The sequence below is a fragment of the Segeticoccus rhizosphaerae genome, from assembly GCF_009192725.1.
Lineage (GTDB): Bacteria > Actinomycetota > Actinomycetes > Actinomycetales > Dermatophilaceae > Segeticoccus > Segeticoccus rhizosphaerae.
Window position 1 is genome coordinate 24,870 of sequence record NZ_VOHR01000007.1, and the last position, 12,136, is coordinate 37,005.

A 12,136-nucleotide genomic window follows, 5' to 3' on the forward strand; every position below is an offset into this window, starting at 1 on the left:
AATAGCAGCGAGCGCCGCCTCCGGTCCAAGGAATCAACGGCGCTCACCACTCGAAAGGAAGTGTCCCACATGGACGCTCAGACCAGCACCACCCACATCACCGCCGTTCCCGCCGGGCGAGACCGTGACGGGAACCCACTCACTGGCCGCCACGACTACGAGGCCGACTCGCGGCGCGAGGACTGGGGCGACAACTGCACCCGCATCTTTGTGCGCCGCCCCGACCTTGACGTTGCCAACAGCAAGTGGGGCCCCGCGTTCGCCCCGGCGGTTGTCCTCACCGACAGCATCCAGGCCGTGACGGCATGACCGACTACGCCCGCCCCCACGCCGACGGTGGCATCACCGTCACCACCCTGCCGCCCGTCTCGTACGACGAGCTCCTCGACGCGCTCATCGACTGGCGCCTCGCCACCACCGCCCTCGACGAGCACCGCCTCTCCCCCGAACCTCTCCGGGAGATCGCCGCCGACAAGGCGGCCAAGGCCGAGGACGACGTCCGGGAACTCCTCACCGCGGCCCTGTCCCGCGAGCAGGCCCGGGTCCTGTCCAACCAGCTGCGGTGCCTGCTCAACGCGGGCGACCTGCACCCGTCCGGGGACCGGGCCGACTTCCCCACGGCCACCCGGAAGGCGTGGATCACGAACGCAGCGAAGGCGAGCCAGTCATGACCACCCTCGAAGGCGCCCGAGTCTGGCACCAGGTCATGGCCGAAGAGCGCGACCTCCTCGACGAAGCCAAGCACCTCCTGCGCGAACACATCCACCCCACCCTCATCGCATCCGGCCTCGCTGCCTGGGTCGCTGCCCGCGACGAACGCCTCGCCGACGCCGGCATCCTGCACCGCTGTTCGACCTGCCAAACCGTCATCACCGGCGCCGCCACCTACGACGACACCGAGTACCACTGGCAGAACCGTGTCCCCGCCGACTGGGACCGCTGGTGCTCCACCCAATGCCGCGACCGGAGGCGAGTCGCATGAAGCGCCGGGCACGGTTCGAGATCTTCCCCTCCGCCGACGGGTGGCGGTGGCGGCTCATTGCCAGCAACCAGCTGATCGTCGCGCAGTCCGAGGGCTACTCGACCAAGAGCAACGCGAAGCGGGCCTGCACCGGCGTGCTCCGGGCCGCCATGAACGCCCACCTCTCCGACGAACCCATCCGCGAGGCGGCGTCATGAGCACCGACACGCGCACCGACGAGCAGATCCTCGAGGCGCTCGACTTCAACCACGAGACACCCTGCGAAATCGGCAACCACTCGAAGTTCGGGGACGGGCCAGCCGTGTTCGTGATCCGACAGTCCTCGTTCTGCCACGGGGAAGGACTCGTGGCGATGCTCTGTGCCGGGTGTTGGGTCGCGGCGGGCAAGAACGGAGTCCTTTGTGGACATTGTGGCGACCCCTACACGCGCGAGCAGGCGTGGCGCATCGTCCGCGTGATCGGCGGCCAGTCATGACGACCGGCGACGTCGACCGGCTCACCAACACCGGCCTCGCCCTCACCCTCGCGCTCATACTCATCGCCTGCGCCGCCGTGAAACTCGCGCTCGCCTGGGCCAACCGCAACAACCAGCCCCCACCCGTCGAAGCCAGCACCTTCACCAACACCACCCAATGCGTCGGCACCAACGCGACCGGCAGCCGCTGCCAAGAGACCGGCACCTACGGCATCAACGGAGCCCGCTATTGCCACGCACACGCACACACCACCGGGAACCAGCCATGAACACCAGCCACCTGCCCAAAACCCGCCCCATCCCCTCATGGCCCGGGAACTACCCCGACTACCGCGGCTGCCTCGGCGTCCGCGAAATGGTCGCCGAAGAACGCGACCACACCGAAGCGCAACGCGCCCACATCTGGGCCTGCCCCGGCTGCGAGGACTGCCGCGACTTCACCGGCGGCGAAATCCAATGACCACCGCCGTCCCCATCCCCAAACTCCTGCCCGGAGACCCCGACTGGCTCAAGGTCATGTCCGCCAGCAAGGTCTCCGCGATGCTCGGCCTCTCCCCATGGGAATCCCGATACTCCCTCTGGCAGCGCATGGCCGGCCGCATCGACCCGCAGCCCGACGACGCCCAGAAACGCCGCGGCCACTACCTCGAACCCGTCATCGCGAAGTGGTGGCACGACCAGCGCCCCGAGCTCGGGCTGCGCACCACCGGCTCCTGGCACCACAAGGACCGGCCCTGGCAGGTCGTCACCCCCGACCGGCTCGTCGTCCGCACCCCACGCGCCCGCAAGCCCGTCGCGCTCCTCGAGGTCAAGACCGCAGCCAACGACTGGGAATGGGGCACCCCCGGCACCGACGAGATCCCCGTCTACTACCAGTGCCAGGCGCAGTGGGCACTCGACGTGTTCGGCCTCGACGTCTGCCACGTCGCCGTCCTCACGTCCTACCTCGAGTTCCGCGAGTACGTCGTCCACTACGACGCCGAGGACGCCGCCTACCTGCGCAAGCAGGCCCTCGAGTTCCTCGCGTCCCTTGAGGCCGGCGACGCGCCCGACATCGACGACCACGACCAGACCTACGAGGCCGTCCGCCAGCTGCACCCCGACATCGACGGCACCGACCACCAGCTCGACCCGCAGCTGGCCGCCGACTACGCCGCCGCCGTCACCCAGTACGGCGCCGCGGCCCGAGCCAAGAAGCACGCCTCCGCCCGCGTCATCGACGCGATGGGCAACGCGCGCCGCGCCATGTGCGGCGACGACCACTACGCCACCCGCCAAGCCCGCGGAGAAGGCACCCCATTCCTGGTCGCATCCCGCGGCCTCACACAAGAAAGGCGATAGTCGCCATGGGAAACATCAGCAACGCCGTCGCAGAACGTGACCAGCGAGGACGCGAGCAGGTCGCCAACCTCGCCACCTACATCCACGCCCTCACCCCCGAGATCCAGCGGGCACTGCCCAAGGGCCTCGACGGCGACCGGGTCGCCCGGCTCGCCCTCACCCTCGTCCGCAAGTCCCACATGGAGGCGATGAAGGCCGGCAAGCCCGGCATGTCACTCGCCAACTGCACCGTCGAGTCGTTCGCCGGCGCGCTGCTCACCGCCTCATCCCTCGGCCTCGAACCCGGCGTCGGCGGCGAGGCCTACCTCGTCCCCTACAAGGGCGAATGCACCCTGATCGTCGGCTACCAGGGCATGGCCAAGCTCTTCTACCAGCACCCGATGGCCAAGCACCTCGACGCCCAAGCCGTCCACGCCAACGACAAGTTCGACTACGAGTACGGCACCGCCCCCTACCTGCGGCACAAGCCCGCGATCGGCGACCGCGGCGACATCATCGCCTACTACGCCGTCGCTTCCCTCAACTCCGGCGCCACAGCGTTCGTCGTCCTCTCCCCCAACGAGGTCAAGGCCCTGCGCGGCGGGAAGGTCGGCAGCTCGGGGAACATTCCCGACCCGCAGCACTGGATGGAACGCAAGACCGTCCTGCGGCAGCTGGTGAAGATGCTGCCCAAGTCGTCCACGTTCGCCCAGGCCATCGACGCCGACGAACGCACCGGCACCGAGCTGCGGCAGCAGCAGCGGCACGCCGAGCTCGAGGCACCGCCCGCCGGCGTCGACACCCAGACCGGCGAGGTCAGCGGCGAGCTGATCGACGAGCCCGAGCAGGCGTTCGCCGAGGACGTGCCCGTGCAGGACGCGCCCGAGGAGCCGTGGACCTGATGGCAGGCGACCAAGTCCTGAGCGACGGCACGTTCCTCACCCACACCCTCGACTGCCCGGGCCCCGACGTGCACGTCGCCCGGGGCGTCACCAAGGCGCTGCTCACCTGCAGGGCATGCCACTCCGAGGCGTGGGTCCCGCTGGAAGAGATCTCATGACCACCGAACTCGTCGGCCCCTTGGATGTCGTCGTCTTCGGCGGCGGCGGCTACGACCATGCCCTGTCGTTCGGGGAGAACATGGCCCGCCGCCCCAAGGTCGCCTACACGCCTCCGGCCAACACGCTCGACCCGCGCTACCAGGCATGCACCGACCATCACGTCGCGTGCGACTGCCGCGAAGCCGAGTTCGCCGAAGACCGGCAGGAGCGTCGCCAGAACGACGCCATGGTCCGCCAGGTCGTCGACTCAGTCCTCTTAGGACACCCCACCTACGGCGACGGCGACAGCGAAGGCTGCATGTGCACCGGCTGCCAGATCGTCCGTCGCGCCGCCCTGCCGAGGAGGCTGGCATGAGCTGGCACCTCGACCGAATGGCCCTCTTCGACACCGAAACAACCGGCGTCGACGTCGACCACGACCGCATCGTCACCGCCGCCATCCTCTTCGTCGGCGGCGGCCAAGCCACCCAAACCCACACCTGGCTCATCAACCCCGGCATCCCGATCCCCCAGGCCGCGACCGACGTGCACGGCGTCACCAACGACCACGCCCAAGCACACGGCGCCGACCCGGCCGAAGCCGTCGCCACCATCACGCAGACCCTCGTCGACGCAGTCGCCCGCCGCATCCCCATCGTCGGCCACAACATCGTCTACGACCTGACCATCCTGCACCGCGAGCTCCACCGCCACGGCCACACCGCCCTCGGAAACGCCGTCGTCGGCATACAGCCCGTCATCGACACCATGGTCATCGACCGTTGGGCCGACCCCTACCGCCCCAAGGAACCCACCCGCCGGCGCCCCAACCCGGCCGAGTGCGGCTCCCGCCGCCTCATCGACACCTGCCGCGTCCACGGCATCACCCTCACCGAGGAGGAGGCGCACGGCGCGGAAGCCGACGCGCTCGCCGCCGGCCGCCTCGCGTGGGCTCTCGCCCGCAAGTACCCCGGCCTCGACATGCCGCTGCGGCAGCTGCACGCCGAACAGATCGGCTGGAAGGCCGAGCAGGCCGCGTCGTTCGGGGCGTGGCTCATCAAGCAGGGCAAGCCCGACGACGTGTCCCGCAACTGGCCCGTCATCGCGCTGCCCGTCGACTGGGACGCGGCCGCCCTACCCGCCATCGAGGAAGCCGCATGACCACCACGAAGCCCCGCCTGGCCGTACCGGTCAGGGACGCCGACCGCGTCTGGACCCACCGCGACCCGACCGGTCACCTCGTCATCCAGACAGACACGGACGACCGCGTCGCTCCCGGCAAATGGGAGACCCGCTACACCGCCGGCCCCTGCACCTGGTGCGGATGGACCCACGGGCCCGCCATCGTCAAGGCCGCCGCCGAAGAGCAAGCCCGCTGGCACCGCGAGCAACACCGCCGGGAGGGGAAATGAGCACCACCTACACCGCCAGCTGCCCCACCTGCGGCTACACCACCAGCCCCTCACGGTCCGAAGCACAAGCCTCGTACGGCATCAGGCGCCACTCCTGCGACCGGCAGCGGAAGATCGCCGAACGCGCCGCGCGGGTCGCCGCCCGCAAGACCTCGTCCGGCACCAAACGCGAATGCCACTGCCCCATCGCCCGCCACCAACACGGCACCCACGTCGCCTACGTCGTCGACAAGTGCCGCTGCCGCGAATGCCGCGACGCCGCAGCAGCCTACGAGCGCGAGAGGTTGAAGCAAGACGCCTACGGCCGCTGGCAGCCCTACGTGCCCGCCGGCCACGCCCGCGCCCACGTCCTCCGCCTCGGCGCCCAAGGCATGGGCTGGAAACGCGTCGCCCGCGCCGCCGGACTCTCCGAGTCCATCGTCTGGAAACTCGTCTACGGCGACCGGGCACGCAACATGCCGCCCTCCAAGAGGATCCGCCCCGCCACCGAAGCCAAGATCCTCGCCGTCGAACTCGACCTCGCCCACGGCGCGTTCATCGACGGCACCGGCACCAGGCGCCGCCTGCAGGCACTCACCGCCATCGGCTGGTCACAGTCCGAACTCGGCCGCCGCCTCGGCATCGAGCGCGGAAACATGTACGCCCTCATCCACGGCACCCGCCGAACCCACGTCACCGTCGCCACCGCCCGCAAGGTCGCCATGCTCTACGACCAGCTGTGGAACAAGCCGCCCCAGCCGCGGGAGAAGTTCGCCAAGATCGCCCGCGCCAACGCCCTGCGCGCCGCCCGCCGCAACGGCTGGGTCGGACCCCTCGCGTGGGACGACGACACGATCGACGACCCCAACGCGACCCCCGACCTCGGCGAACACGACACCACCGCCAGCTACCGCAAGGTCCACGCCGACGACGTCGAATTCCTCGTGACCGTCCACTCCTACGGCAAGGCGGAACTGCTTCACCACCTGCACACCTCGTGGGACACCGTCACCACCAACCTCGACCGCGCCGGCCGCCGCGACCTGCTCGACCTCATCCACCGCAACGACCTCTCCCGGGGGTCGGCGGCATGACCTGCGCCGACCCTGCCACCTGCGGGCAGCCCCAATACGGGTCCGGACACCCCAAATCCGGCTGGATCAAAACCCACACCGCCGGCCGACACGCCCCACCCGACCGCTGGTGGTGCTCCACCCAATGCCTCGTCGCATCGCTCCTCCACACGGACCCCCACACCGGCCGCAGCGACGTCGCCAACTGCGCCCACTGCGTCAACCGCCACGACCGCGACCACGCCTGCCCCGTCTGCCGGTCCACGCCCCAAGTCCAAGGCGTCCCCGTGGCCGCCGTGCACCTCTACGACCACGCCCGCCAATCCATCCAACACGGAACCGAGGCCACCGAATGACCTACACCATCGACCGCACCCAACCCCGAGACCGGCAAGCCAAATGCGACCACTGCCCCACCCAGCTCCCCAACCACTGGAAGGACATGGCCCACCACGACGCCGAACACCACCGCGCCAACGCCAACAACAACCAGGAGACACCAGCATGACCGACACCCCACACGCCCGCCCCTTCGCCGACTTCCTCCGCGAACACGGCCGCGGCCGAACCCACGACGAGCTCTCCGACGCCCTCCACACCCTCATCGCCCGCGTCAAAGACACCGGAAAGAAAGGCACCGTCCAACTCACCGTCACCGTCGAACCCATGAAGAAAGACGACCGCATGGTCATCGTCGGCGACAAGATCAAGATCTCCCTCCCCGAACACGACCGGCCCGCCGGCGTCTGGTTCGTCGGCAAGGACGGCAACCTCACCCGCAACGACCCCGACCAGCTGGCCTTCGACTCCCTCCGCGAAGTCCCGCCACCGCCCGGAGTCGACCCCGAGACCGGCGAAGTCACCGGGACAGAAGCCTGATGCCCGGCACCCGAGTCACCTGCCAGGACATCGACACCGGCGAGACCGAGTCCAAGGTCATCACCGACGACTACATCGTTATCACCGACGGCAACCGCTACGTCGCCAACGTCCAGCACTACCCGAAGGGCGGGACCACCGTCCTCACCATCAAGACCGCCACCAAGAAGGACTGACCCATGCCCGAGAACACCGAGAACTACGACCTCATCGAGACCGCGCAGGAAGCCGTCGGCGCGCAAGAGCTCTACCCCGGCATCTACTGGTCCGGCAAGACCGCCAAGGTCATCGACATCCGCGAGCAGCTCCACGACGAGCAGTCCGCCCTCCCCGACCGCAAGACCGGGCGCTACACCGTCACCATCCCCGAAGCCTTCGCCGGCTACCTCGCCAAGCACGGCCTCGAGCAGACCGAGGTGTGGGGCTCTCGCGACAGCGGCACCATCACCGCCGTCATCAACGGCCACGGCTCAGCCGTCCCCGACCACGAAGACCACACCCTCACCCTCCAGCTGCGCCACAGCGACGACTGGAAACAGTGGATCGCAGCAGACGGCAAACTCACCGGGCAGCTCGAGTTCGCCGAATTCATCGAAGACCACCTGCCCAACTTCGCGCTCCCCTCCGCCGCCGACATGCTCGAGCTCGCCCAGACCTTCCAAGCCACCACCAAGGTCGACTTCGCCTCCTCCCAGCGCGTCAAGTCCGGCGAAACCCAGCTCAACTACGCCGAACAACAAACCGCCTCGGCCGGGAAGAAGGGTCAGCTCGCCATCCCCGACACCTTCACCATCGGCGTCCGCGTCTACGACCAGATCGGCGACCCCTACAAGATCACCGCCCGATTCCGGTACCGCATCCACGACGGCCAGCTGCGCCTCGGCTACCGCCTCACCCGCCCCGGCGACGTCCTCCAAGCCGCGTTCGACGACGTCACCTCAGACGTCACCGCGGCCACCGGCCGCGACGTGTGGGCCACCACCTGACCGCAACGCGACACCCGCACCACCCGCCTGCGGCAACGACGACCAGCAGGCGGCACAGCCACCCCAAACAGGAGCCCGGATGTCGGAGCGGCCCCACCTCCACGCCGTCGACCCCGACGGCGCGCTCATCCCGCCCCACAACGACGAATACGAACGCTGGGTCATCGGCACCGCCATGGCCCGCCCCGACTGCATCGACGACATCCGCGCCACCGGCCTCACCGCAGCCAGCTTCTACACCATCGCCCACGAAATCACCTGGGCCGCCCTCCTCACCCTCCACGTCCAAGGCAAACCCACCGACCCCATCACCATCAGCGACGAACTCGAACGCCGCAAAGAACACCGCCCCGAACTACGCAGAGCCTCCGGCGGACAAACCAGCGCCTGGCTCGCCGCCCTCTACGGCGACGCCCGCCTCCCCGCCAACGCCATCTACTACGCCGACGAACTCGTCACACTCCAAACCACCCGCCGCAACATCACCGCAGCCACCCGCGCCCTCGCACACCCCGAAGACGCCCCCACCATCTTCCGCGAGCACCTCGAGCAAGAACAGCTCATGCGCGGCGCAGGCTCCACCCCCCACATCGGCACTAACATCGACGACTTCCTCGCCGAAGACGACGACGCCTACGCCTGGCTCATCCCCGGCTTCCTCGAGCGCGGCGACCGGCTCATCCTCACCGCCGGCGAAGGCCACGGCAAGAGCACCCTCCTACGCCAGTGGTGCACCCAAGCAGCCGCCGGCATACACCCCTTCACCCTCGAACCCACCGACCCCGTCAAGGTCTTCCTCCTCGACCTCGAGAACAGCAAACGCCAGTCCCGGCGCAAGCTCCGCCCCCTACGACTACAGGCCAAGAACCTCGACCCCGCCAACCTCCTCATCGAATGCAAGGTCGACGGCCTCAACCTGTCCGACCCCGCCGACCGCGCCTGGCTCGACGCCCTCATCGCCCACCACCAGCCCGACCTCCTGGTCACCGGCCCCATCTACAAGCTCGGCAGCGGCGACCCCACACGCGAAGAAGACGCCAAACCAGTCGCCATGGCCATCGACGCCATCCGCGCCCGCTACGACGACCTCACCATCGTCCTCGAAGCCCACTCCGCCAAAGGCAACACCGGCGGCAACCCCAAGCACCGGCCCAAAGAGCCCTACGGCTGGTCCGGGTGGATGCGCTGGCCCGAGTTCGGCATCCACCTGTCCGAGGACGGCGACCTCACCCACTGGCGAGGAATGCGCGACGAAAGACAATTCCCCGGCCACCTCGAAAGAGGCGGCGAATGGCCGTGGATGCCCGTAATGAATCTCGCAGAACAACGCTGGCTATCCATCAAGACCGCTATCCAGAATGCGCCCGAGAAACTATCAGAAAGGCAAATCGCGGATACCACCAAGATATCCCGCTCGACCGTACAAAGAATCCTCGCCGAACACTCCGCCGAGGTCGCAGCACTCGGCTTCTGGCGCGACCTGGAGCACGACTCATGAGGCTGGCCCAGGGTGGCCCACGCCCAACCCTAAACACCCCCCGGCCCACGGTGGCCCAAACCCCATGGGCCACCCCCTCACCTGCACAAACGCCAGGTGGCCCAAACCATCACCCCGAGAACGTGGGCCGACAGGACAAAACCGCAGGTCAGAACGGGTGGCCCATGGCCCACCCCTACGGGGCGTGCGCGCGTACCCGCGCCCGCACGCGCACGCCCGCGCGCGAGGGCCGCCACCCAGGCACCTCCCCATCCCCCCAGAAAGGAACCACCATGCGACTACTCGCCATCGACCCCGGCAACGAAGAATCCGCATACGTCGTAATCGACACCACCAACTGCAAGCCCCTCGCATACGACAAAGCCGACAACCACGAACTACGCCGAGCAATCTTCGCCGGAAACTTCCAGGACTGCGACGGCGCATATATCGAGATGATCGGCCACTACGGCACCGGCATGCCGGCCGGCAAGACCGTCTTCGACACCTGCGTCTGGATCGGCCGGTTCACCGAAGCCATCCGCGTGGCCACCTACGCCCCGCCCCAGCCCACCACGGTCCTGCGGCCCACCATCAAGGCCCACATCTGCGGCACCACCAAGGCCAAAGACCCCAACGTCATCCAAGCCCTCGTCGACCGCTTCGCCCCCGGCCAGCCCAATCACGGCAAGGGCACCAAAGCCGCCCCCGGCTGGTTCCACGGCTTCCGCGCCGACGTGTGGCAGGCCTACGCCCTGGCCGTCTACGCCGCCGACCTCATGGACACCTCGCCGGCTGCGGCGCCTCTTGGATCGGTGGTGGCGTCGTGAGCGGCAGGCGGCCGATGACTCACCCGGCGCTGCACGCCACGTTCAACGATGGCCAGCACGACGGTGCCGTGGATCACTCGGGGCATGCGTGTCTGCACCCGGACAGTCAGTCGTTGGCGCCCGTGTTGGATCCGCGCCGGTTTGATCCTCCGGTGCCGTCTCGGCGGTTGTGCGCGGACGTGGAGGCCGAACGGGACGAGGCGCTGGAGTCCGCACGGACCGCTTGGGCCGTCCACTCGGAGCACGTCGAGACGATGAATGTGCGACTTCTGCACGCGCAGGCGGTCGCCGACGACTGGAAGCGCCGCGCCGAGAGGGCCGCGGCTGCGGTCGAGCGGGTGCGGGCGCTCACCTACGCGAGCGACGACGGCTCCGAATGGCCACACCGTGACGACTGCGATGGCGTGGACGACTGCTCCGGCTGCTGGGCGCACGACGTCCGCCGTGCTCTTGACGGGAGCGACCTCCCGGACGAAGTGCGGAAACGCCGCGCGCACGCGAAGGAGCGTGACGCGTGAACACCACCGACCTGATCACCACCAGCGCCGGCACCAACGTTTGGGTCACGACCCGCGAGGCCACGGGCGACCGCATCGTCGTCCTCGACAATCCCGCCGCGCCCGACGACATGCGCATGTGCGAGGCGGGCCGCGTCATCGACGGCGGATTCCAGCCCGCCCCGTTCGCTGCGTTCGCTCTGTCACCTGAGGTGCTGCTGGCCATCGCCAACATCCTCGACCAGGAGACCCCCTGATGGCCCAATGCACCGCCCGATCAAAACGCTCCGGCCAGCAATGCAAACGCCCCGCCTCACTCGGCGCCACCACCTGCCACGTCCACGGCTCCTCCACCACTGCGGCGAAAGCAGCCGCGAAACGTCGCCTCGAACAGCAAGCCGCCGCGCAGGCCGTCACCCTGTTCGCCGCACGCCGCGACATCCACCCCGCCGACGCCCTCCTCGAACTCGTCCACTGGACCGCCGGCGAAGTCGACTACTGGCGCCAACAAGTCCGCGACCTCGACCCCGAAGACATCGCCGGCAACCTCATCACCAAGGTCGAATCCGGCCAAGAAAAAGGCCAACCCACCAACCTGCAGACGACCGAGGCCGCCGAGCACATCGCCTACCGCATGCTGAAAGACGCCTCCGACCGGCTCGCCAAATACGCCGCCGCCGCGTTGAAGGCCGGCGTCGACGAACGCCGGCTCCGTCTCGCCGAACAGCAAGGCACCCTCGTCGCCCTCGCCGTCCGCCGCATCCTCGACGCCCTCAACCTCACCCCCGCCCAACAGCAGCTCGTCGGGGAAGTCGTGCCCCGCGAACTGCGGGCCCTCGGCAATCCCACCCAGGAGGAAACCTCATGACCACCCCGCCCACCGTCACCGCCCGCTACGACGAGCCCCGCATCGAAGACTCCCAACTCTGCGGCCCCCGACGCGCCACCCCCGGCGTCACCGTCGAACTGTCCTTCGACCTGCACGACCACGCTGCCGCCCTCGCCGCACTCGACCGCGCCGCGGCGAACGTGCGAGCCCAGATCGAGGAGACCAGGTGACCGACCGGTACTGGATCCACTCCGCGCCCCCCGAGTACGTCGCCGAAGGCGGCCGCATCGTCGAAGCCGCCCCCCACGCCGCGGCCGGCCCGCGCCTCGGCGACCCGCCGTGGCAGCGCACCACAGA

Annotated in this window: 24 protein-coding genes; all 24 read left to right on the forward strand. The window is 68.8% G+C overall.

All coding sequences use genetic code 11. The features are described from left to right. The first annotated feature begins 69 nt into the window (after nucleotides 1–69). The 24 genes from FRW57_RS01465 to FRW57_RS01560 all read left to right on the forward strand — a co-directional run bounded on the left by FRW57_RS01465 (nucleotide 70) and on the right by FRW57_RS01560 (nucleotide 12,009). Nucleotides 70–309, forward strand: coding sequence for a hypothetical protein (locus tag FRW57_RS01465; protein ID WP_152185099.1), 240 nt, complete (start codon nucleotides 70–72; stop codon nucleotides 307–309). After that, nucleotides 306–671: a hypothetical protein gene (locus tag FRW57_RS01470; RefSeq protein ID WP_152185100.1), complete on the forward strand. Its 366-nt coding sequence runs from the start codon at nucleotides 306–308 to the stop codon at nucleotides 669–671. The genes FRW57_RS01465 and FRW57_RS01470 overlap by 4 nt, the downstream gene beginning before the upstream one ends. Continuing rightward, complete coding sequence (locus tag FRW57_RS01475; RefSeq protein ID WP_152185101.1) at nucleotides 668–982, forward strand: hypothetical protein; 315 nt, start codon at nucleotides 668–670, stop codon at nucleotides 980–982. Before FRW57_RS01470 ends, FRW57_RS01475 begins: the two co-directional genes overlap by 4 nt. Further along, nucleotides 979–1,179, forward strand: a complete 201-nt coding sequence (locus FRW57_RS01480; RefSeq protein ID WP_162529216.1) for a YegP family protein — start codon at nucleotides 979–981, stop codon at nucleotides 1,177–1,179. Before FRW57_RS01475 ends, FRW57_RS01480 begins: the two co-directional genes overlap by 4 nt. Next, nucleotides 1,176–1,457 (forward strand): hypothetical protein, encoded by a 282-nt coding sequence (locus FRW57_RS01485; protein ID WP_152185103.1) that lies wholly within the window; start codon nucleotides 1,176–1,178, stop codon nucleotides 1,455–1,457. Before FRW57_RS01480 ends, FRW57_RS01485 begins: the two co-directional genes overlap by 4 nt. Beyond that, nucleotides 1,454–1,726, forward strand: coding sequence for a hypothetical protein (locus FRW57_RS01490; protein ID WP_152185104.1), 273 nt, complete (start codon nucleotides 1,454–1,456; stop codon nucleotides 1,724–1,726). The genes FRW57_RS01485 and FRW57_RS01490 overlap by 4 nt, the downstream gene beginning before the upstream one ends. Further along, nucleotides 1,723–1,917, forward strand: a complete 195-nt coding sequence (locus FRW57_RS22895) for a hypothetical protein (protein ID WP_162529217.1) — start codon at nucleotides 1,723–1,725, stop codon at nucleotides 1,915–1,917. The genes FRW57_RS01490 and FRW57_RS22895 overlap by 4 nt, the downstream gene beginning before the upstream one ends. Further along, entirely contained in the window at nucleotides 1,914–2,798 is an 885-nt protein-coding gene (locus FRW57_RS01495; RefSeq protein WP_162529218.1) for a YqaJ viral recombinase family nuclease, read from the forward strand. Before FRW57_RS22895 ends, FRW57_RS01495 begins: the two co-directional genes overlap by 4 nt. A 5-nt stretch (nucleotides 2,799–2,803) precedes the next feature. After that, nucleotides 2,804–3,679: a recombinase RecT gene (locus tag FRW57_RS01500; RefSeq protein WP_152185106.1), complete on the forward strand. Its 876-nt coding sequence runs from the start codon at nucleotides 2,804–2,806 to the stop codon at nucleotides 3,677–3,679. After that, nucleotides 3,679–3,837: a hypothetical protein gene (locus FRW57_RS22900; protein WP_162529219.1), complete on the forward strand. Its 159-nt coding sequence runs from the start codon at nucleotides 3,679–3,681 to the stop codon at nucleotides 3,835–3,837. The genes FRW57_RS01500 and FRW57_RS22900 overlap by 1 nt, the downstream gene beginning before the upstream one ends. Continuing rightward, entirely contained in the window at nucleotides 3,834–4,193 is a 360-nt protein-coding gene (locus FRW57_RS01505) for a hypothetical protein (protein ID WP_152185107.1), read from the forward strand. The genes FRW57_RS22900 and FRW57_RS01505 overlap by 4 nt, the downstream gene beginning before the upstream one ends. Continuing rightward, entirely contained in the window at nucleotides 4,190–4,978 is a 789-nt protein-coding gene (locus FRW57_RS01510) for an exonuclease domain-containing protein (RefSeq protein WP_152185108.1), read from the forward strand. The genes FRW57_RS01505 and FRW57_RS01510 overlap by 4 nt, the downstream gene beginning before the upstream one ends. Further along, on the forward strand, nucleotides 4,975–5,229 hold the full coding sequence (locus FRW57_RS01515; RefSeq protein WP_152185109.1) for a hypothetical protein: 255 nt from the start codon (nucleotides 4,975–4,977) through the stop codon (nucleotides 5,227–5,229). The genes FRW57_RS01510 and FRW57_RS01515 overlap by 4 nt, the downstream gene beginning before the upstream one ends. Beyond that, nucleotides 5,226–6,302 (forward strand): helix-turn-helix domain containing protein, encoded by a 1,077-nt coding sequence (locus tag FRW57_RS24715; RefSeq protein WP_152185110.1) that lies wholly within the window; start codon nucleotides 5,226–5,228, stop codon nucleotides 6,300–6,302. Before FRW57_RS01515 ends, FRW57_RS24715 begins: the two co-directional genes overlap by 4 nt. 331 nt (nucleotides 6,303–6,633) lie before the next feature. Beyond that, a complete protein-coding gene (locus FRW57_RS22905; RefSeq protein ID WP_162529220.1) occupies nucleotides 6,634–6,789 on the forward strand; it encodes a hypothetical protein in 156 nt (51 codons plus the stop codon). Further along, on the forward strand, nucleotides 6,786–7,160 hold the full coding sequence (locus FRW57_RS01525; protein WP_152185111.1) for a hypothetical protein: 375 nt from the start codon (nucleotides 6,786–6,788) through the stop codon (nucleotides 7,158–7,160). Before FRW57_RS22905 ends, FRW57_RS01525 begins: the two co-directional genes overlap by 4 nt. Beyond that, nucleotides 7,160–7,336: a hypothetical protein gene (locus FRW57_RS22910; RefSeq protein ID WP_162529221.1), complete on the forward strand. Its 177-nt coding sequence runs from the start codon at nucleotides 7,160–7,162 to the stop codon at nucleotides 7,334–7,336. The genes FRW57_RS01525 and FRW57_RS22910 overlap by 1 nt, the downstream gene beginning before the upstream one ends. Nucleotides 7,337–7,339: 3 nt before the next feature. Then, nucleotides 7,340–8,146 carry a DUF2303 family protein gene (locus FRW57_RS01530; RefSeq protein ID WP_152185112.1) on the forward strand — a complete coding sequence of 269 codons (807 nt, stop codon included), beginning with the start codon at nucleotides 7,340–7,342 and terminating at the stop codon, nucleotides 8,144–8,146. A 79-nt stretch (nucleotides 8,147–8,225) separates the two neighbouring features. Continuing rightward, nucleotides 8,226–9,644, forward strand: coding sequence for an AAA family ATPase (locus FRW57_RS01535; protein WP_152185113.1), 1,419 nt, complete (start codon nucleotides 8,226–8,228; stop codon nucleotides 9,642–9,644). 272 nt (nucleotides 9,645–9,916) lie between these two features. Continuing rightward, nucleotides 9,917–10,453 carry a hypothetical protein gene (locus FRW57_RS01540; RefSeq protein ID WP_203230171.1) on the forward strand — a complete coding sequence of 179 codons (537 nt, stop codon included), beginning with the start codon at nucleotides 9,917–9,919 and terminating at the stop codon, nucleotides 10,451–10,453. Nucleotides 10,454–10,605: 152 nt separating this feature from the next. Continuing rightward, nucleotides 10,606–10,971, forward strand: coding sequence for a hypothetical protein (locus tag FRW57_RS01545; RefSeq protein ID WP_203230172.1), 366 nt, complete (start codon nucleotides 10,606–10,608; stop codon nucleotides 10,969–10,971). Next, on the forward strand, nucleotides 10,968–11,207 hold the full coding sequence (locus FRW57_RS01550; protein WP_152185115.1) for a hypothetical protein: 240 nt from the start codon (nucleotides 10,968–10,970) through the stop codon (nucleotides 11,205–11,207). The genes FRW57_RS01545 and FRW57_RS01550 overlap by 4 nt, the downstream gene beginning before the upstream one ends. Further along, nucleotides 11,207–11,818 carry a hypothetical protein gene (locus FRW57_RS01555; protein ID WP_152185116.1) on the forward strand — a complete coding sequence of 204 codons (612 nt, stop codon included), beginning with the start codon at nucleotides 11,207–11,209 and terminating at the stop codon, nucleotides 11,816–11,818. Before FRW57_RS01550 ends, FRW57_RS01555 begins: the two co-directional genes overlap by 1 nt. Next, complete coding sequence (locus tag FRW57_RS01560) at nucleotides 11,815–12,009, forward strand: hypothetical protein (RefSeq protein WP_152185117.1); 195 nt, start codon at nucleotides 11,815–11,817, stop codon at nucleotides 12,007–12,009. Before FRW57_RS01555 ends, FRW57_RS01560 begins: the two co-directional genes overlap by 4 nt. Nucleotides 12,010–12,136 lie beyond the last annotated feature (127 nt).

Excerpts from the sequence above, each read along its gene's own strand:
- FRW57_RS22905 (WP_162529220.1), top strand. The coding sequence starts at position 6,634 with ATGACCTACACCATCGACCGCACCCAACCCCGAGACCGGCAAGCCAAA.
- FRW57_RS01555 (WP_152185116.1), top strand. The coding sequence starts at position 11,207 with ATGGCCCAATGCACCGCCCGATCAAAACGCTCCGGCCAGCAATGCAAA.
- FRW57_RS01515 (WP_152185109.1), top strand. The coding sequence starts at position 4,975 with ATGACCACCACGAAGCCCCGCCTGGCCGTACCGGTCAGGGACGCCGAC.
- FRW57_RS01495 (WP_162529218.1), top strand. The coding sequence starts at position 1,914 with ATGACCACCGCCGTCCCCATCCCCAAACTCCTGCCCGGAGACCCCGAC.
- FRW57_RS01510 (WP_152185108.1), top strand. The coding sequence starts at position 4,190 with ATGAGCTGGCACCTCGACCGAATGGCCCTCTTCGACACCGAAACAACC.
- FRW57_RS01540 (WP_203230171.1), top strand. The coding sequence starts at position 9,917 with ATGCGACTACTCGCCATCGACCCCGGCAACGAAGAATCCGCATACGTC.
- FRW57_RS22895 (WP_162529217.1), top strand. The coding sequence starts at position 1,723 with ATGAACACCAGCCACCTGCCCAAAACCCGCCCCATCCCCTCATGGCCC.
- FRW57_RS01485 (WP_152185103.1), top strand. The coding sequence starts at position 1,176 with ATGAGCACCGACACGCGCACCGACGAGCAGATCCTCGAGGCGCTCGAC.
- FRW57_RS24715 (WP_152185110.1), top strand. The coding sequence starts at position 5,226 with ATGAGCACCACCTACACCGCCAGCTGCCCCACCTGCGGCTACACCACC.
- FRW57_RS01470 (WP_152185100.1), top strand. The coding sequence starts at position 306 with ATGACCGACTACGCCCGCCCCCACGCCGACGGTGGCATCACCGTCACC.
- FRW57_RS22910 (WP_162529221.1), top strand. The coding sequence starts at position 7,160 with ATGCCCGGCACCCGAGTCACCTGCCAGGACATCGACACCGGCGAGACC.
- FRW57_RS01480 (WP_162529216.1), top strand. The coding sequence starts at position 979 with ATGAAGCGCCGGGCACGGTTCGAGATCTTCCCCTCCGCCGACGGGTGG.
- FRW57_RS01500 (WP_152185106.1), top strand. The coding sequence starts at position 2,804 with ATGGGAAACATCAGCAACGCCGTCGCAGAACGTGACCAGCGAGGACGC.
- FRW57_RS01490 (WP_152185104.1), top strand. The coding sequence starts at position 1,454 with ATGACGACCGGCGACGTCGACCGGCTCACCAACACCGGCCTCGCCCTC.
- FRW57_RS01465 (WP_152185099.1), top strand. The coding sequence starts at position 70 with ATGGACGCTCAGACCAGCACCACCCACATCACCGCCGTTCCCGCCGGG.
- FRW57_RS01505 (WP_152185107.1), top strand. The coding sequence starts at position 3,834 with ATGACCACCGAACTCGTCGGCCCCTTGGATGTCGTCGTCTTCGGCGGC.
- FRW57_RS01525 (WP_152185111.1), top strand. The coding sequence starts at position 6,786 with ATGACCGACACCCCACACGCCCGCCCCTTCGCCGACTTCCTCCGCGAA.
- FRW57_RS01475 (WP_152185101.1), top strand. The coding sequence starts at position 668 with ATGACCACCCTCGAAGGCGCCCGAGTCTGGCACCAGGTCATGGCCGAA.
- FRW57_RS01530 (WP_152185112.1), top strand. The coding sequence starts at position 7,340 with ATGCCCGAGAACACCGAGAACTACGACCTCATCGAGACCGCGCAGGAA.
- FRW57_RS22900 (WP_162529219.1), top strand. The coding sequence starts at position 3,679 with ATGGCAGGCGACCAAGTCCTGAGCGACGGCACGTTCCTCACCCACACC.
- FRW57_RS01535 (WP_152185113.1), top strand. The coding sequence starts at position 8,226 with ATGTCGGAGCGGCCCCACCTCCACGCCGTCGACCCCGACGGCGCGCTC.
- FRW57_RS01560 (WP_152185117.1), top strand. The coding sequence starts at position 11,815 with ATGACCACCCCGCCCACCGTCACCGCCCGCTACGACGAGCCCCGCATC.